The sequence below is a fragment of the Frankia sp. Allo2 genome (genome assembly GCF_000733325.1).
Classification (GTDB): domain Bacteria; phylum Actinomycetota; class Actinomycetes; order Frankiales; family Frankiaceae; genus Frankia; species Frankia casuarinae.
Map to the genome: position 1 here is coordinate 465,931 of NZ_JPHT01000001.1, position 17,110 is coordinate 483,040.

The 17,110-nt window shown below is 71.7% G+C and carries 16 protein-coding genes; 4 read left to right on the forward strand and 12 right to left on the reverse strand.

Translation table 11 applies throughout. The annotated features are described in order from the left end of the window. Positions 1–2: 2 nt before the first annotated feature. From ALLO2_RS01940 to ALLO2_RS01950, 3 genes are all read right to left on the reverse strand, one after another. Positions 3–1,271, reverse strand: a complete 1,269-nt coding sequence (locus ALLO2_RS01940) for a TadA family conjugal transfer-associated ATPase (RefSeq protein ID WP_035729392.1) — start codon at positions 1,269–1,271, stop codon at positions 3–5. Next, the gene (gene ssd / locus ALLO2_RS01945) at positions 1,268–2,476 is read right to left on the reverse strand and encodes a septum site-determining protein Ssd (protein ID WP_051874789.1); all 1,209 of its coding nucleotides are present in this window, start codon (positions 2,474–2,476) and stop codon (positions 1,268–1,270) included. The genes ALLO2_RS01940 and ssd overlap by 4 nt, the downstream gene beginning before the upstream one ends. A gap of 288 nt (positions 2,477–2,764) precedes the next feature. Continuing rightward, on the reverse strand, positions 2,765–3,823 hold the full coding sequence (locus ALLO2_RS01950; protein ID WP_035729189.1) for a hypothetical protein: 1,059 nt from the start codon (positions 3,821–3,823) through the stop codon (positions 2,765–2,767). A gap of 397 nt (positions 3,824–4,220) precedes the next feature. Here ALLO2_RS01950 and ALLO2_RS01955 point away from each other — a divergent pair, with 397 nt between their 5' ends. Further along, positions 4,221–4,718 carry a phage holin family protein gene (locus ALLO2_RS01955; protein ID WP_023840723.1) on the forward strand — a complete coding sequence of 166 codons (498 nt, stop codon included), beginning with the start codon at positions 4,221–4,223 and terminating at the stop codon, positions 4,716–4,718. A 167-nt stretch (positions 4,719–4,885) separates the two neighbouring features. Further along, a complete protein-coding gene (locus tag ALLO2_RS01960) occupies positions 4,886–5,800 on the forward strand; it encodes an alpha/beta fold hydrolase (protein ID WP_011438647.1) in 915 nt (304 codons plus the stop codon). A gap of 35 nt (positions 5,801–5,835) precedes the next feature. On the opposite strand, the gene ALLO2_RS01965 is transcribed toward ALLO2_RS01960, so the two are convergent. The 4 genes from ALLO2_RS01965 to nth form a co-directional block, all read right to left on the reverse strand. After that, positions 5,836–7,020 (reverse strand): MarP family serine protease, encoded by a 1,185-nt coding sequence (locus ALLO2_RS01965; RefSeq protein WP_011438646.1) that lies wholly within the window; start codon positions 7,018–7,020, stop codon positions 5,836–5,838. Positions 7,021–7,038: 18 nt separating this feature from the next. Next, complete coding sequence (locus tag ALLO2_RS01970; protein WP_011438645.1) at positions 7,039–7,473, reverse strand: hypothetical protein; 435 nt, start codon at positions 7,471–7,473, stop codon at positions 7,039–7,041. 116 nt (positions 7,474–7,589) lie between these two features. Next, positions 7,590–8,456: a CoA pyrophosphatase gene (locus tag ALLO2_RS01975; RefSeq protein ID WP_035729191.1), complete on the reverse strand. Its 867-nt coding sequence runs from the start codon at positions 8,454–8,456 to the stop codon at positions 7,590–7,592. Beyond that, positions 8,453–9,187 (reverse strand): endonuclease III, encoded by a 735-nt coding sequence (nth, locus tag ALLO2_RS01980; protein WP_035729194.1) that lies wholly within the window; start codon positions 9,185–9,187, stop codon positions 8,453–8,455. Before nth ends, ALLO2_RS01975 begins: the two co-directional genes overlap by 4 nt. A 144-nt stretch (positions 9,188–9,331) precedes the next feature. Here nth and ALLO2_RS01985 point away from each other — a divergent pair, with 144 nt between their 5' ends. Beyond that, positions 9,332–9,568, forward strand: a complete 237-nt coding sequence (locus tag ALLO2_RS01985) for a hypothetical protein (protein WP_023840719.1) — start codon at positions 9,332–9,334, stop codon at positions 9,566–9,568. 150 nt (positions 9,569–9,718) lie between these two features. Beyond that, positions 9,719–10,408 (forward strand): Crp/Fnr family transcriptional regulator, encoded by a 690-nt coding sequence (locus ALLO2_RS01990; RefSeq protein WP_035729396.1) that lies wholly within the window; start codon positions 9,719–9,721, stop codon positions 10,406–10,408. A 104-nt stretch (positions 10,409–10,512) separates the two neighbouring features. Here the strand turns inward: ALLO2_RS01990 and ALLO2_RS01995 are convergent, their stop codons facing one another. The 5 genes from ALLO2_RS01995 to ALLO2_RS25330 all read right to left on the reverse strand — a co-directional run bounded on the left by ALLO2_RS01995 (position 10,513) and on the right by ALLO2_RS25330 (position 16,993). Further along, complete coding sequence (locus ALLO2_RS01995; RefSeq protein ID WP_369808113.1) at positions 10,513–14,034, reverse strand: tetratricopeptide repeat protein; 3,522 nt, start codon at positions 14,032–14,034, stop codon at positions 10,513–10,515. A 408-nt stretch (positions 14,035–14,442) separates the two neighbouring features. After that, on the reverse strand, positions 14,443–15,312 hold the full coding sequence (locus ALLO2_RS02000; protein ID WP_011438638.1) for an MBL fold metallo-hydrolase: 870 nt from the start codon (positions 15,310–15,312) through the stop codon (positions 14,443–14,445). A 2-nt stretch (positions 15,313–15,314) separates the two neighbouring features. Then, positions 15,315–16,262, reverse strand: a complete 948-nt coding sequence (locus tag ALLO2_RS02005) for an NUDIX hydrolase (RefSeq protein WP_011438637.1) — start codon at positions 16,260–16,262, stop codon at positions 15,315–15,317. Between the two features lie 100 nt (positions 16,263–16,362). Next, positions 16,363–16,827, reverse strand: a complete 465-nt coding sequence (locus ALLO2_RS02010; RefSeq protein ID WP_011438636.1) for a RidA family protein — start codon at positions 16,825–16,827, stop codon at positions 16,363–16,365. A 1-nt stretch (position 16,828) separates the two neighbouring features. Further along, positions 16,829–16,993 carry a DUF4177 domain-containing protein gene (locus tag ALLO2_RS25330; RefSeq protein WP_023840716.1) on the reverse strand — a complete coding sequence of 55 codons (165 nt, stop codon included), beginning with the start codon at positions 16,991–16,993 and terminating at the stop codon, positions 16,829–16,831. Between the last annotated feature and the right edge of the window lie 117 nt (positions 16,994–17,110).

Here is a 17,110-nt window from a genome sequence, read left to right on the forward strand (position 1 = left end):
GGTCATGCTCGCCTCCGCACCTGCGACCCGGCGTCAACCAGGGCTGGAAGCGAGACACCGCGCACGTCCAGCAGGTCACGCAGGATCGGCAGGCCCTCCGCCNGCGTCGGGNCGCAGGCGCGCAGGGCTGGCCCGTTCCGGGAAGGNGCGGCAGGNACGACCAGGGCCGGCACGACCTGAACCAGTCCGCTGTCCGTCTGGCGGAACACCCCGATCGCGCAGACCCGACGGCGGCCGTCGGCCTCCCGGCAAANATGAACGGCGGTGTGGAGCGCTGCCGCGATATGGCTGTGGACCGCGGGGCGGGACAGCCCGGCAAGGGCGGCGAGAGCCTCCAGGCGGGTGGGCAGCGCACTGGTGTCGTTGGCGTGCACGGTGCTCAGCCCGCCCTCGTGACCGGTGTTGAGGGCGACGAGGAGATCGAGCACCTCGGGGCCGCGGACCTCGCCGAGCACCAGCCGATCCGGGCGCATGCGCAGCGCCTGGCGGACCAGATCGCGCTGGGTCACCTCGCCAGCGCCCTCGATGTTCGGCGGGCGGGCCTCGAGCCGCACCATCCCCGGACGGTCCATGACGAGCTCGGCGGTGTCCTCCACCAGCACGATCCGTTCGTCGGGGCGCACCGCTCCCAGTAGTGCGGCAAGCAGTGTGCTCTTGCCCGAGCCGGTGCCCCCGGTCACCACGATCGCAAGTCGGGCGCTCAGGACCGCGTGCAGCACGCCCGCCACCGCCGGGCTCATTGTTCCGGCGAGCACGAGTTCGTCGAAGGTGAAGGGGCGACGCCGGGTCCGTCGCAGCGACAGGCACGTACCCTGCACCGCGATCGGTGCCAGAACCGCGTGCAACCGGGTTCCGTCGCGCAGTTGCACGTCAGCGAAGGGCATCGCGGCGTCCAGGCGCCGCCCGGCCGTCGCGGCGAGACGAACGGCCAGGCGCCGCACCGCTTCCTCGTCCGCGAACGCGACCGAGGTACGGATGAGCCGGCCCCGGCGTTCCACCCAGACCTCACCGGGCCCGTTGACCAGGACATCGGTGACGTGCGGATCAGCGAGGAGGGGATCCAGCGGGCCGGCTCCGGGCGGCTCCGCGGGTGCGGTCACCGGTTCTGACGGTTCGAGCGGTTCTGACGGTTCGAGCGGTTCCGATGGAATTGCGGACGGCGGTGAAGATCGTGTGGAGACCGCGGGCCTCGCGGCCGCTCGGGCAGCCGGTGAGGCCGTGTGACCTGTGGCGGGGNATGGGGNCCTGCGTCGCTCGCCGAGCCCGGTCATGACCAGGCCTCCGGATCGGGCCACACCCGTGGCCCGAGAACGCAGAGGCGGGTCAGCAGCTCCTCGCTGAGGCGATCGATGGTGTTCCTGTCGGCTGAGCCGCCGTAGCGGTCGCGAGTGGGAACCGAACGGTGCCGTCGGCTGCTGATCACCCCGGCCAGTGGCACGCCGAGCATCGTGGCGATTGCCTCCGGGGTGAGGCGGTCGGACGGGTGCAGCCGGACGACGGCGCGCACATCGGCGGACCGGCGGATGGCGGCCGAGCAGACACGTTCGGCCGCCACGATCGACGGCAGGTCCGCGGGCGTGACGATCAGCACCGTCTGGCAGGTCCGCAGGGCCACGGTGGTGCCCGCGTCGACTGCGGTGGCCGCCGGATTCCCTCGGCCGGGGAGATCCAGGATCACCAGGTCGGACGTGCAACGAGCGGTCGCGAGCAGGGTGGCCATCGTCGCCGGGGGAACGGCTGGGCTGACGGCGGGATCCCAGGACACCACGGAGAGGTCACCCCGGCGGGGCAGCCGGTCGGACCAGGCGATCGGTCCGACCGGGCCGCTCCCGTCCATCTGGTCATGCTGGTCGTGGCGCGTGGGAAACAGCGGCGCCAGACTGGAGGTCTCCCCGCCAGGGAAGGCACCGGACATGGACGGCACGAGGCGGGTGAAGGCGGGGGCGAGCCCGCCACCGTGCGGATCCGCGTCGATCAGCATCGTGCGCAGGTCGTGCCTCAGCCCGGCCAGGGCCAGCGAGACGGCCAAGGTGGAGGCTCCCGTCCCGCCGCGGCCGCCGATGATGCCCAGCGTCACCGAACGATGCCGATCGAGGCCGTCGAGATCGCTGAGGAGGTCGACCAGCCAGGGCTCGGCTTCGGGAAGGAAGACCACGTGATCGGCGCCGATGCGCACGGAGGCGTCCCACACCCGGCCGTCGTCGACGTGTCCCCCGACCAGGACTACATGCCGTCGATCGGGCAGCGTGGCCGCGATGCACGGCTCGACCTCGTCCATTCCGACGATGACCAGGGGAGCCGACGTCCAGTTGCGGCGCACCGCGCTCATCTCGGCGGCGACCGTCATCGACNCNCCGGCGNCCGCCGCAAGCCGCAACAGATCGTCGAGCAGGTCGGGAATGGCGGTGACGATGAGCGGGCGTACGACCGGACCGTGGTTCTCCGCGGCGGTCAGCAGGGGCGGAGCAGGGGACATGGCGGCCTCGTTCCCATCGGGGTCGGGGAAGACGTGGTCTCACCATGCGCCGGGACAGGCCCTGTGGATGACCGCCCTCCACAGGGCCTGAAGATGTTCTGATGGAGGTTTCGACCTGCCGAGACCTGCCGAGGCCGCAGGCCGGGAACGCGTGGCTGCCGCCCACGTGGCAGGAGGGGGCGGCAGCCCACGCAGGGGTCCGCACCGAGTGGTTCATACGGGCAGGTTCGTTGTGGTCCATCCCTGCAGCGGATCCGTCAGGTGCGTCAATCGCTCCGTAAGTGTGGATCAGGTTCGGGCGAGCGCCTCGCAGACGGCGAGGGACTCCCGCGCGGCGAGTTCCAGGGCCTTCGCGCAGTGCCGTACCCAGATGGCCACGCCGTCGGCGCCGCCACCGACATAGGCCGCGGCGGCCTCGCGGTACCCGGCGTAGGCGTCCCCGGCGTAGGCCTCTCCGGCGTAGGCCTCTCCGGCGTGGGCGTCCCCCGCGCGGTCCACCCGCAGGATGCTCGCCGGGTTCTGTCCCATCTCGAGATGTCCGACGTCGGTCGCCGTGAGTGCCTTGGGATCGAGGCCCCGGCCGATCAGGACCAGACGGGCGGCGGCCCGGGCGATGACCCCGTCGAGGGCGCCGAACGGTCGTAGGGCCAGCAGCTCCCCGTGCACCACGGCGGCCACCACGATCGCCGGCGCGCTCGTGGGCGCGACGAGGAGTCCGGTCAGGCCATCCAGCCGAACCGAGGTCTCCACCGAGTGGGGAGGCGGGCCCAACCGCAACGGGTCGAGGATCGCCCGGGTGCCGGCATCGGCCCGCGGACGACCGAGCTCGTCGTCCGGGACGAAACCCCGGCCCAGCAGCACGTGCATGCGGGCCAGGGCCTGTCGCGGTGCCCGCTCCCAGGCCGGAACCAGGATGCCCAGTTCGGCGTAGAGCCGAACCGTGCCGAGGACGACAGGTAACGGATGGCCGGATCCGGTCATGGCGGCGTCGTTCCGTGTACCGCGGTCGGTGACCGCTCCGGCCTTCGACGCGTCCGTTTCCTCCGGGCCGGGGAGCACGCCTTCGGGCCCGGACCGGGCCAGGTGCGCCCGCAACTCGTCCAGGCTGATCTCGTATCCCTCGAGGGCGGCGCAGGCGCGGGCGGCCCGCAACGATGCCTCCGCGGTCACCTCGGCGCTCTGGCGGCGCAGAACGCGGTGGCGCAGAAGCGTGTCCACCGCGGATCGGGCGCTGTCCGCGGCTTCACGCACCCCGGGCAGAGCGGCAACACGGGCGAGTGGATCGGCGGCGAGGATTGTTCCAGACGGGCGGAGACTCACAGCTCGCACGCTACCCGTCCGCGCCATGCGGGCTGGGCCATGCGGGCTGGGCCGTGCGGGGTCGGACCGTCCAGGCCAGGCGGGCCGGGCCAAGCGGGAAGACGGTGAGACCCGTAGGAGGAGTCACAGGTCTGAGCCGCGTCGTTGGGCCCCCAGGCGGCTCCGCGCGGGGGAGACTGCGTAGCGGGACCGGGGCGGCGGACCGCGTCATGATGGGGGGACGGTCGGCCGGGAGGGTATTGACGGTATGGACCGGAGGGGGCCGGGGCGGATGGCCTCCGGTGGGGCCTCCCGGTCCGCCGCCGGTTCGGACCCTGTCGGATCAGGGTGCATGTCGGATCAGGGTGCATGTCGGATCAGGGCGGTAGCGCGAACTGTCCCGCCGTCCAGCACGGGCGGGTCGCCGCCAGAGGGAGGACCAGAAGTGTCGATCGCAGCCGGGAAGGCTCGGGACGGCCGTGAGCCGACGCTGGGTGAGCTGGTGGCTCTGGCCACTCGCGATGTCTCGTTGTTGGTTCGTCAGGAGATCAACCTGGCCAAGGCCGAGCTTGCCCAGCAGGCGGTGTCGGCTGCGCTCGGAATCGGTTTTCTGGCGGTGGCGGCCGGCCTCGGGTTCTGCGCTCTGATCGCCGTCACGATCTTTCTGGGAGAGCTGTTCACCTGGGCCGGCATCGAGCGTTTCTGGTCCTATCTGCTGACGGCCGGTCTCTACCTCGTCGTCGCGGGGCTGCTGGCCCTGTTCGCGATGGCGCGGTTGCGCAAGCTCTCCCCGCCCGAGCGGACCATCCAGACCGTGCGCGACGACATCACCTGGCTACGTAATCCGACGACCGCCCCAGCCAGGTCAGCGGGTCCGGTCGGACCGGGAGACGCGGTCGAGTCGGCGGGTGCGGCCGCCCACCCGGGCCAGCGCGGGCACTGACGTCCTGTTCGGTGTTCGCCGGTACCCAAGCTGCAGGCGCGGTCGGCACAGGGTCTGGCGAGGGAGCCGGCGGCGGACGTTCGAGGGCCGGCGGCGGACCCCACGACCGGCTCGTCACGAGCACCGCCGGTCCGGGGCCGGGGGCTGGTCTGCCATCCTGGCAGGCGATGGAGGACACCGTTCCCGAGCCCGCCACCGTCCTGGTCGACGGGCCGTGGCGGCACCGTGACGTGTCTGCCAACGGTACCCGGCTGCACGTGGCGGAGTTGGGGAGCGGCCCGCTCGTCCTGCTGCTGCATGGCTTCCCGCAGTTCTGGTGGGCCTGGCGTCACCAACTCACCGCGCTGGCGGCGGCGGGCTACCGCGTCGTCGCGCCGGACCTGCGCGGCTACGGAGCGAGTGACAAGCCGCCTCGGGGCTATGACGCCTTCACCCTCTCCGATGACGTGGCCGGTCTGGTCAGAGCATTAGGGGAACCGGACGCCGCGGTCGTGGGCCACGACTGGGGTGGGCTGCTTGGCTGGACCACTGCGGTCCGTCATCCGATGGTGGTGCGTCGACTCGCGATCCTGGCCATGCCCCATCCGTTGCGGCTGCGGCACCAGATCGCGGCGGATCCTCGTGGTCAGGGTGTCGCCAGCCGGTACATGCTCGGTTTTCAGCTGCCGTGGCGGCCCGAACGGGTCCTGGTGGCCGAGGACGCCGCCCACGTCGCAACGCTGCTACGCGGCTGGGGAGGACCTGGGTATCCGGATGCCGAGGCCGAGCGGCGATATCGATCGGCGATGCGCGTTCCCGGGGTGGCGCACAGCTCCCTGGAGTACCACCGGTGGATCTTCCGGTCGTTATTCCGGCCCGATGGGGCGCGTTTCGGTAGTGTCCTCCGTCGGTCGCTGCGGATGGAGACCCTGCAGATACACGGGGAAATGGACCGTTGTTTCCTGCCGTCCACCGCCCAGGGCTCCGGGCGTTACGTCAGCGGCCCCTACACCTGGCGTCTGCTCGGTGAGATCGGGCACTTCCCGCATGAGGAGGCCCCCGACCTCGTCAACGCCGAACTGCTCGGCTGGCTTCGTCCCTGAGCGTCGCCCGGCCACCGGTGCGGGAGTACGGGAGGTCAGTCGCACCCCTGAGTGCTCACCTCCGCCGTGGCGATCACCCCGGCGGCGGCAGGCCTGGCCACTTCGGCGGCGCTCAGGGCGTAACCGGTGTCGCTGTCGTTGACGGCCGCNGCGAACACGACGCCCAGGACGTCTCCGCTTTCGGACAACAGGGGTCCACCGGAGTTTCCCGGCAACACCCGTCCACGGACCGCGTAGATGTCGCGCAGGACGAGGCCGTGCGAGTAGATGTCCGGGGCCTGGGCGGTCTGATGGTTGCGGACGCGCGCCGCCACAGTGGTGTATGGCCCGTCCTGGGGATAACCGGCGATCACTGCGGCGTCTTCGGCCGCGGCCGGTGGGTTTGTCCGGAACCGCAGCGGCGGCCGTTGCAGGTCCGGCACGCGGAGCACGGCGACGTCCCGGTCGGGGTCGAACAGGACGACCTCGGCAGGCAGGGTGCGCGAGGCCAGCACGACCACCGGACGGTGCACTCCGGCTACGACGTGCGCGTTGGTCATCACGCGCTGCGGGGCGATGACGAACCCGGATCCCTCGACCCGTTTGTCGCAGGAGCTGGCGACGCCACGGATCTTCACGATGCTCGCCGCCGCGTTGCGGACCCCGGCAGTCCGGGTGGAAGCGGGATCGGGCGGATCGGCAGCGACGATGCGCCCGCCGCCGAGCCCGGCGAAGACCTCGGGGAAGCCGTTGTCGTCAGCCAGTTGGCGCAGGTCGGCGAATGCACTGCGGACCTCGTTGGGCATCCCGGCGTCCACGGTGGCGAGGATCCGCGATTCCCGGACCGAGTGGGCGAGGGACTCGAAGGGCGATCGATCGACGGCCGTCGCCAGCAGCCAGGCGACAAGAAGCACCGATAAGCCGGAGAGCACCGCACCCGCGGCGGCATCGACGGCCCTGCCGGGGCGCCAGGTCACCCGGTCCCGGCTGGCGACCCCGATCGCGGTGCCCGCGACCTGCCCGACCAGGGCGAGACCGAGCACGGCCAGGAGACCGACCATGGCGCCGTGGCTCTCCTGGCCGATCAGTTCGGCGAAGGGCTTCGCAACCTTGGCACCGAGCACACCACCGCCGAGGAAGCCGACGAACGACAGCGCGCCCACCAGGAAGCCCTGCCGGTACCCGGAGATCGCGAAGAGTACGACGAGCAGGAGAAGAACGATGTCCAGGACGTTGAGCACGGCGGGCGTCGGTTCGACTCAGAGGATCTTCAGTGTGGCTGTCATGTTGGGATGCAGAGTGCAGACCACCGGGTAGCTACCCGGTTCCGTCACGGAGAAGGTGATGCTCTGTGACTCTCCCGCGGAGACGATGCGCGTGTGTGCCTCGGGAATCCGCGGAATGACGAAGTTGTGCGGCGGGGACTGCGGCGCGACCGAGAAGTCGACGCGGATCCGCCCCGGCCTGGCCACCAGTTCCATCGCGGAGAAGTGCAGGTTCGGCAGGCCCGTGACGGCGAAGATCTGCAGGCCGCCCGCTCCCTCGGTGGGAGTGAGGGAGGGCCCCGTCGACGTGCCGTCCTTGCCCGAGCCTCCGCAACCCGCGGCGCCCAGGAACAGACCGAGTGCCAGCCCGAGGGCTACCGTGAGCCGGCCCAGCCGGGTTGTCCGCCTGGTCCAGCCCGTCCGGTCCATCCAGGCCACCCGAGCGGGCGGGTGCTGGATACCATCCGGCCGTCGTGACCGCCCCTGCCGGGAGGAGTGGATGGACGGTCGCGGTCCCGCATGGTCACGGTCCGCGGTGCTGGTCATCAGCNGTGCCTCTCGTCGCAGGGCGATGCCGGTGCCGCCGGCGGGCTGGACTTGTCCAGTGGACCGGACTGTAGCGGTGGGTGGGACGGTGCCGGTGGGTGGGACGGTGCCGGTGGGTGGGACGGTGCCGGTGGGCTGGTCGTCTGTGCGGGCACGACCGGGGTCCCGCTGGTCGTGGCCCGCGCGACCGGGTAGTCGATGAGCTCGGTGTCGTTCCACGGCCGTTCCCACTCGCCGAGACGGAGAAGAACATCGAGGATGCCCGCGGTGAAGCCCCACACCAGCATGCCGCGGACCCGGAAGGCGGGTCCGGCGAGGCCGGTGCGGTGGCGCAGCATGACCCGGTTGGCCGGGTCGGCCAGCTCCGCGAGTGGCACCCGGGCGACCGACGACGTCTCGGCGGGATCGACGGGTACGACCGCGCACGGAGTATGCCACCAGCCGATCACCGGGGTCACGAGATAACGACTGGCGTGCAGGTAGAGCGGGGATGCGACGGCGAGCACCTCGACCCCCGCGGGGTCGAGCCCTACCTCCTCCTCGGCTTCGCGTAGCGCCGTGTGCACCCGCGACTCGTCTGTCGCGTCGGTGGCGCCACCGGGGAACGCGGGCTGGCTGGCATGGCTGCGCAGCTCGGCCGCCCGTTCGAGCAGGAGGATGTCCGGCCCCTCCGGGCCATCATCGCCGAACAGGATGAGTACGGCGGCCGGTCGAGCATCCGCGCCTGCATGACCCGGATGGGTCCGGCTGGTCACGAGGGCCTGCCCGGCCTTCTCCGCCAGAGCGCGCAGCCAGGCCGGGGGCGGGGGGACGGTAGTCCCGTCGGTGTCGAAGGCGCCGTCGGCGTTGGCTGGCAGCTCGGTCATCGCAGGGTTTCGACGTCGCTGCGTGTTCCCCGGACCAGCCGGGCCGCCTCGGCAGGCTCGGTGGGGCCGAGCCCGAAGGACGGGCACAGCCGGGCCAGCCCGCAGGCGCCGCAGGCCGGGCGGCGCGAGTGACAGATCCGTCGCCCATGAAAGATCATGCGATCGGAGGCGATGGTCCAGTCCCGCTGTTCGATGAGCGCCGCCAGGTCCGACTCGACCTTGACGGGGTCGGTCTGAGTGGTCAGCCCAAAGCGGCGGGACAGCCGCCCGACGTGGGTGTCGACGGTGATTCCGGGCATGTCGAACGCATGCCCGAGCACGACGTTCGCCGTCTTGCGACCGACGCCCGGCAAGGTCACCAGGGCCGCCAGCGACCGTGGAACCTCACCGTCGAAGCGTTCGGTCAGGGCCGCGCCGATGCCGATCAGCGAGTTCGCCTTGGCACGGAAGAACCCGGTCGGCCGCAGCATGTCCTCGAGTTCGGCGCGGTCCGCGCCCGCATAGCCAGCTGCGGTCCGATAACGGGCGAACACTCCGGGAGTGACCTCGTTGACCTTCTTGTCGGTGCACTGGGCCGACAAGACGGTGGCAACCAGCAGTTCGAGAGCGTTGTCGAAGTGCAACGCGATGCNGGCGTCGGGATGGATATCGCCCAGCAGACGCACTATCCGGCGAGCCCGCCGGGTCTTCGCGAGCGGGGTCTCGGCCGCGGCGTCGACGGTTGCGGGCATGTCTGGCAGCGTATCTGCCGGTCGATCCGCCCGTCCGGCGCCGCGGCCGGGTGGTCCGAACGGGCCCCGGCCAGGTGGCCAATGCGCGACACACCCACCCCCGGTCGCATGCGATGGTCGCCGGTCGGCCACCATGGAGAGGTCATGTTTGTCATTGCCGCGGTCACCTTTCCCCTGCTGCTTCTCGGCCTTCTGCTGGCGATGGAACGGGTGGAACGTCCGTTGAATGCCGCCGACACCGGTAAGGGCCTCGAGGGCTTCCTCGACAACGCCCGGCCGGACGAGGTCAGCACCTTCGTCAATCAGGGCCTCCCCGCCGCGTTGGAGCGCTACCGGCGGCGCCTGCGCCGACCGCCGCCGGGCAAGCATCGAGCCGCCTGACCGCGCGGGGCTAGGCCGTGTCGATCGGCCCGTCGGGTCCGGGTCGGGCCGTGTCGATCGGCCCGTCGGAGCCCTGTCGATCGGCCTGTCGGGGCCATCTGGGGGTCCCTGGCCGTGCTCTCTGCCGATAGTCCTGGCATGCTCAGGACCGTGGAGGATCTGCTTGCCCGTGTACCACTGTTCGTAGGGCTGTCCGAGCAGGACCGAATGGCCCTCTCCGACCATCTTGATCGGCAGGATGTCACCCGTGGGGACGTGCTGTTCCGTGAAGGAGATGTCGGGGACCGGGTCTTCATCGTCCTGTCCGGAAAGGTGAAGATAGGACGTCAGTCGGCCGACGGCCGGGAGAACCTGCTGTCCGTGATGGGTCCCGGAGACTTGTTCGGGGAGCTGTCGTTGTTCGACCCCGGCCCACGCACGGCTACCGCTACGGCAGTCACGGATGCATCGTTGCTGTTGCTGGAACATACCGCGTTGCGTCCCTGGCTGCGATCACGCCCGGAGGCGGGCGCGATGCTCCTGCGGGAGCTGGCCCGCCGGTTGCGGCGTACCAACGACAACGTTGCCGACATGGTGTTCACGGATGTGCCGGGGCGAGTGGCGAAAGCCCTCCTCGACTTGGCGGAACGCTTCGGCGAGCCGGCACAGCCCGGCAACGAGGCCGCCGGTGTCCGTGTCGAGCACGGACTCACGCAGGAGGAACTGGCCCAGCTGGTGGGCGCGTCCCGGGAGACGGTGAACAAGGCGCTCGCCGACTTCGCCACCCGGGGCTGGCTGCGCCTGGACTCCCGCGCGGTCGTGCTGCTCGATCGCGAACGCCTCTCCCGCCGCGCACGCTGAGACCGGCGACCGGCGACCGGCGACCGGCTCGAGGTCCCGCCGGGGCCTCGAGCGCCGGTTGACGCGCGCAAGGCCCGGCCACGGGAGGTGACCGCTCCAGCGGTTCATCCGGCCGTCCCGGCCAGGCCCGCGGGAGTGATGGTCGCGCCGTCGGCGGCCCCGCTGACCGGCAGTCTCGCCAGCAGCCTGCGGGTCTGCGGCGCCTCGCTGACAGCCCCCGTGGCGGTCGCGGCCGCCAGCGCCCGCAGATAGGCGGCACGACCGCCTTCCAGATCGCCGTTGGCCACCAGCGCGGTGCCGAGCGCGCGGTAACCGAGCACCTGGGCGCGTACGTCCTCGGCATCCACGTTGACCGCGCGCCGGGCCACGGTGAGAGCCTGGGTGGGCTGCCCGGCATCCAACAGGATGCCGGCGAGATGGGCGTACGCCTGCCGGCGGGGGAACATCAGGGTTGCCGGTTCGCTTGCCGACAACGCCTCCCGCAACAGCTCGGTCGCCTCATCGAGCCGCCCGCGGGCCCGGGCGATCTGCGCGACCAGTACCTTTGCCCCGAGCTGGGCATGCGGGCGCAGCTCCAGCTGCGCGAGGTCCGCCTGCGCGATCTCGGCGGCCTGCCCAGCCTTGTCCACTTCGCCGGCGTCGAGCCAGGTCAGCCCGAGCAGCACCCGGGCCAGCGCGCCGACGACGACGTGCCCGCGGGCGGCCGCCTCGGCACACGCCTGTTCCAGGTACTCCGCCCCGCGGGCCGATTCGCCGGTGCCACGGGCCGCCAGCCCACGGGCGACCAGGGTCAGCATTGTTCCCCACGCGTCGCCGATGCTGGTGAACAGCTCAGCGGCCCGCTCCGCGTGGGTCTCGGCGGTGGCGATGTCGCCCAGCTCGGCGGCCGCTATCGCGTCGATGGTGAGGCAGACGGCCATCCCCCACTGCTCGCCCACGGAACTGGCTAGCTCGATCAGTTCGCGGGNGAGTTTGCGGGCCCGGGTGAGCTGCCCGGACAGCAGCAGCACCAGCGCCTCCGTGCCCCGGCACCAGCCGAGGCCGCCGGTGTCCTCGAGCCGGTCGAACACCGCGGACGCCTCGCGCAGCGTCCGCTCGGCGCGGGGATAGTCCCCCCGGGTGGTGGCGCTCCAGGCCAGGTGCTGCAACGCCCAACCGACCCCGCGGGGATCGTCGACCTGGCGGGCGATCGCGAGGGCCTCGCGGTAGCGCTCCTCCGCCGCGTCGATACGGCCAGCGTTGTATTCGAGCATGCCCAGCCGGCGCAACGCGGCGGCCTCCGCACGGTCGTCACCGGCCTGTTGGGCCGATTCCAGGGCGGTGAGCAGGCACTGCGCCGCCTCCTCGGCGCGTCCCTGCTTCTGGCGCAGCTCGCCGAGCACGGAGAAGGCGGCGGCCCGCCGGACGGGTGCGTCGGCGCGTAGCGCGGGGCGTAGCGTGCGTTCGGCCTCATCGAGCTGGCGCAGCGCGACCAGGGCCTCGGCGTGCAGCACCCGCACGACGTTGTCCTCGTTCGTGTCGATGATGCCGCGGCCCAGACGGCGCGCGTTGGCCAGCAGGTCGGCGGCAGCTCGATGATCGTCTCGGGCTAGCGCCTCGCGCGCCAGCCGGACATGTGCGTGGAACCCGGACATCCGGGATGACCAGGCTGGATCGGTGATGGGAAGGTTCATCGATGCGGCCAGGTCATAGGCCCGCAGGGCGTGGTTCGCAACGAAGGTGGAGACGGCCCGCGAGCTGCCGACCATCGCTGTCACCCCCCAGCGCGCCGCCGTGGCATGCCGACGGGCCCGCTCGACCTTGGGTAGCCCGGCGTAGGCGGCGTCGCGGGCCATGGGATGGACGAACCGCCACCTCGTCTCCGTCGCCCGGGGCGGCCGGACGAGCTGGCGCTCGGTCAGTACCCGCAGCGCGCGGGTGACCTCCTCGGCGGGCCGTTCGTCGACCACCGGCAGCGCCTCGGCGGGAAACCGCGGGCCGAGCACCGCCGCCGCGCGCAGTACCGCCTTGGCCACCGGGTCGAGATCGTCGATGCGGGCGGCCAACACCGACTGCACCCCGGCGGGAAGAGTCGCCTCCGTCAGGGAGCCCTCGAGGACCCAGCCCGGCCACTCCCCATTGGTCGTCTCGGCCGACTGGTGCAGCATTCCGCGGTCGATCAGCAGGTTGAGCAGCTCCACCAGGAAGAAGGGGTTGCCATGCACCCGGGAGAGCAGATCGGCCCGGCCGCGGGGCTCCAGCTGCACCCCGCCGAGATGATCCTGCAACAGGCGGCTGGAGGCCTCGAGGCTCAGCGGTCGCAGGGCGATGCGATGGATGTGGGGCAGTCCGGCGAGCCGTGGACCCGTCCGGTCCAGCAGCACAAGCAGAATCGGCCCGGACAACGCCGAGGCCAGCCGGCTCATCGCGTCGCTGAGCTGGCTGGTCGCCCATTCCAGATCGTCGATCATGACCAGGATGGGCCCGGAGGACGCGAGCGCGCCGAGGAGCAGGGCGACCGCGTCCACCGTCGCGTCGACGGACCGCTGTTCGGCCTCCGCGATGTGCGAGGCCCGGGCTGCCGGATCCCCCGGAGCCGCCGCGGTGGCGACGGCGGGCCGCCGGTCGAGCGGAACGCCGAGCAGCAGCAGCAGCCGGTCGGCGATGCCGGGTGGCAGCCGGGCACCGCTGTGNGGATGCGCCAGCCCCGCCACAGTTCGCCGGACGCGGTTGGCCACCCGGTCGAGAGAGTCACCGTCGGTCACCCCGCACGCGTTGCGAACGACGTCGACCAGGGGCGCCAGCCCGCGGCCGTCACCGTGCCGGACCGTCCGTCCCCAGAGCACCGTCGTGCCGGGGGTCCGCTCCGCCCGACAGGCGAGCTCGATGGCCAAGCGGGTCTTGCCGATCCCGGCCTCCCCGGTGATCAGTGCCACCTCGGGTGACTGGTTGGCGACGACCAGGTCGAACAGATCGGTCAGCGAGGCGAGCTCGGCGTCCCGGCCGAGGAACATGGCGTCGTCGGCGAGTCCGGGGCGGGCGACGTTCGACGGGCGCAGGCTCACCAGCTCATAGGCTGGGACGGGCTCCCGCTTGCCCTTGAGGACCAGGTCGGGCAGCTCTCGCCAGGTGGCCACGGACCGGGTGGCGAGCGCGGTCTCCCGACCGGCGTAGACGGTGCCGATCGTGGCCGCGGCCGACAATCGGGCGGCGGTGTTCACGGTATCGCCGATCACGGTGTAGGAGAGCGCGGCCTGCACCCCCGCGAGGACCTCGCCGGTGTTGACGCCCACCCGCAGGCCGAGCCGGCCGTCATCGTCACCCCCCGTGGAGGTGAGCACCAGCCGACGAACGGTCTCCTGCATCGCGGCGGCGGCCCGAACGGCACGTTCAGGGTCGTCCTCATGGGCGGTGGGAGCCCCGAAGACNGCCATGATGCCGTCACCGGTAAGGTTGTCGACGCGGCCGCCGACCTCGTCGATCTCGTGGGCGAGGGCGGCGAGGACCCGATCGGTCATCTCCCCGACGCGTTCCGGATCGCGATCCTCCGCCCAGGCGGTGAAGTCGGACAGATCACCGAACAGAACGGTGACGACCCGGCGCTCGGAAGCATCCACCGCGGGACTCTCGACCGAGGTGAACTCCAAGCCGCAGTGGTAGCAGAATCGTCCGCCCGGAACGGCCGCCGAGCTGCACCGGGGGCACCGTAGCGGGCCCGTGTGCGGAGCTGTGATCACCATGGCTGGGGCCTCCCGTCCGGGTGGCCGGTGGGTAGGGGGCCGGACCGGTCGCCCGGTTTTCGGCTGGTCGAANTCGTCATCCTGCGCACGGGCGGTTCCCTCCGTGCCAGAGTTTAGTGGCCTGGGTCTCCTTCCTCGAATCCCGTCTTGTCGGATGACCGACCGCAGCCGCGTCGATGCTGCTGCGATACCGCTGCGTGATATCGGCCCGGTATCTCTTAGTGGCCTCCCGGAACCTCTCGGTGGCGTGAGGCGGCCGTCCGGCTACCGCTGCCACGGACGTGCCGCTCGCCATCGGCTGGTCGACTGGGCTGATCAGGCGCCGTCGGGATGCTCCCGCAGATAGGTCAGCTGGGCGCGGACCGACAGTTCCGCCGCGAACCACAGGGCGCGGTCGACGTCCGCGTAGACCCGGCGGACCACGTCGGCCGCGTCCGCCTCCGCGGCGTCGACCCCGGCGTCCACCAGAGCACGCCGCACCTGGTCGAGCCGGTTGTGGCGGTGAGCCAGATAGCGCTCGGCCGCGCGGCCAGCCGCGGGCAGTTCGGGGCCGTGGCCGGGCAGCACGGTGGTCTCGCCGAGTTCCCGCAGCAGCCGCAGGCTGTCCAGGTAGTCACCGAGACGGCCGTCCGGGTGAGCGACCACGGTACTGCCACGCCCGAGAATCGTGTCTCCGGTCAGCACCGCCGGACCGGGCGGGAGGTCGCCGGAGGTCGGGCCCGACTCCGCCCGGTCCCGGCAATCCGCGGAGTGCTTGTCTTCCCCGAGCGGCTTGTCTTCCCCGAGTAGAAGGAACGACAACGAGTCGGCGGTGTGCCCCGGGGTGGGGAGGACCCGGAGCTCGACGCCGGCCGTGGCGATCACATCGCCGGCCGTGAGCCCCTCCGATCCCAGCCGGAAGACGGGGTCGAGCGCCCGGACCGGGGCGCCGGTGAGATCGTGCAACGTGGCCGCGCCGGCACTGTGGTCGACATGGCCGTGGGTCAGCAGAATCAGATCGACGCGGCCGGCCGCCGCGACCGTCGCCAGATGTCCGGCGTGGTCCGGGCCGGGGTCCACGACCACACACCCCTCCTCGCCGGCGGCGCGCAGGATCCAGGTGTTGGTGCCGTCGAGCGTCATCGGGCCCGGATTCGGAGCGAGAAGCACGGCGGCCAGGGGAGTGATCTGTCGGGGCACGGCCATGGCTATTGCCACGCCGGGTCGGCGGGGCCCGCATCCCGCAGGTCGTCATGGTTTCCCGGGTCGTCGTACGCCTCGTCATGCGGCAGCAGGAGGCGTGCTTCGCCGCCGCTGACCAGAATCCTCGGCATGATCGGCGACAGGTCGCGGGCGTGGGCGGCGGCCAGCACCGCCGCGACGTCGGCGTATTCGGATAGTTCGGCGAGGGTGAACGCGGTGGGTGGCAGCATGTCCATGGTCCCGGCCCTATGGCGTTCGAGGGCGTCCGCAGGGCGTATCCACTGCATCCGGTCCGCCTCGCTGGAGGGTTGGCCGGGATGCTGGCCGGTGGGAAGTGCCGCGACGAAGAACCTGGTGTCGTACCGTTGCGGCTCGATCTCGGGCGTCACCCATCTGGCCCAGGGCGCGAGGAGATCGGCCCGCAGCACGAGGGAGTATTTGCGGAGCAGGGCGCTCAGGCCGAGCTCGTGCCGTTCCAGTGCGAGGCGCTCGGCGGCCCGGACCTGATCGCTGAGCGCCTCCGGGCCGCCGCCGAGCCTGCCGTCCTCGCCCGCCACCGCGCCGGCCAGCAGGATCCCGCACTCCTCGAAGGTCTCCCGTACGGCCGCACAGACGAGCGCGCGGGCGAGTGCGGGATCGGCGTCGAGCGCGTGCATGACCTCGGCGACCGATGGGCCCGCCCAGGGCACGTCTGGCCCCATATCGGCCGGATCTACTCGTCCACCTGGGAATGCGTACATCCCACCGGCGAATGCCATGGTCGCCGCCCGGCGCAGCAGGTAGGCCTCGATCCCCTGGTTACCCGGCGCGTCGCGCAGCAGCACGACCGTCGAGGCGTCGCGCACCGCTGCGGGCGGCGCGGACGGATGGCGCGCCGTCACCCCGTCGCGGCGGCCTCCGTCGGCCGGGGACCAGCGCAGCCGAGCGATCAGGGCAGCCTTGTGGTCGACCATTGCCCAGATGCTAGAGCCGTTGGTGGCGAGGCGGGGTTTGTTTGTCCTGTTGGCCGCGGCGCGCCGCCGCAACCCCGAGGCCGGCACCGGCGGGACTGGCCTACCCCCCNAGCACCAGTTCGATCTCGACCGGTGCGCCCAGCGGCAGCGCCGAGACGCCGACGGCCGAGCGGGCATGCTGACCGGCCTCGCCGAAGACCGCTGCGAGCAGCTCACTCGCCCCGTTGACGACCGTTGGCTGGCCAGTGAAGCCGGGGGCGCTCGCGACGAATCCAACCACCTTGATGATCCGGGTGATCCCGTCGAGTCCGCCGGCCACCGACGACGCCGCCGCCAGCGCGTTGAGCGCGGCCGTCCGGGCGAGCTCCGCGGCCTGCTCGACGGTTACCTCGGCGCCCGCGCCCACCAGGCCGGTTCGGGCCAGCCGGCCGTCCACCAGCGGAAGCTGACCGGCCGTCCAGATCAGGCTGCCCGCCCGGACCGCGGGGAGGTAGGCGCCGGCCGGGGTCGGGACCGGCGGCAGCGTCAGGCCCAGCGCCGCCAGGCGTTCGCTCGGTGCGGCCATGTCAGGACTGACTCCTGGGACGCTTGAAGTAGGCGACGAGGCTCTCGGGGTTGGGACCGGGAACGATCTGGACCAGCTCCCAGCCGTCCTCACCCCAGTTGTCGAGAATCTGCTTGGTGGCGTGGATCAGTACCGGCGCCGTCACGTACTCCCACTTCGTCTGCATGACACCGGACCTTAGAGCATCGCGCCGACGGTTCCGGACACCCGTGTCACCGGGCCCGAGCCTTCGCCGCCGCATCGTTCCGGTCACCTCTCCCCACATCCCCTACCTTGGCTCGCC

Excerpts from the sequence above, each read along its gene's own strand:
- ALLO2_RS01950 (WP_035729189.1), bottom strand. The coding sequence starts at position 3,823 with ATGGCGCGGACGGGTAGCGTGCGAGCTGTGAGTCTCCGCCCGTCTGGA.
- ALLO2_RS01960 (WP_011438647.1), top strand. The coding sequence starts at position 4,886 with ATGGAGGACACCGTTCCCGAGCCCGCCACCGTCCTGGTCGACGGGCCG.
- ALLO2_RS01970 (WP_011438645.1), bottom strand. The coding sequence starts at position 7,473 with ATGGACCGGACGGGCTGGACCAGGCGGACAACCCGGCTGGGCCGGCTC.
- ALLO2_RS01985 (WP_023840719.1), top strand. The coding sequence starts at position 9,332 with ATGTTTGTCATTGCCGCGGTCACCTTTCCCCTGCTGCTTCTCGGCCTT.
- ALLO2_RS02000 (WP_011438638.1), bottom strand. The coding sequence starts at position 15,312 with ATGGCCGTGCCCCGACAGATCACTCCCCTGGCCGCCGTGCTTCTCGCT.
- ALLO2_RS02005 (WP_011438637.1), bottom strand. The coding sequence starts at position 16,262 with ATGGTCGACCACAAGGCTGCCCTGATCGCTCGGCTGCGCTGGTCCCCG.
- ALLO2_RS25330 (WP_023840716.1), bottom strand. The coding sequence starts at position 16,993 with ATGCAGACGAAGTGGGAGTACGTGACGGCGCCGGTACTGATCCACGCC.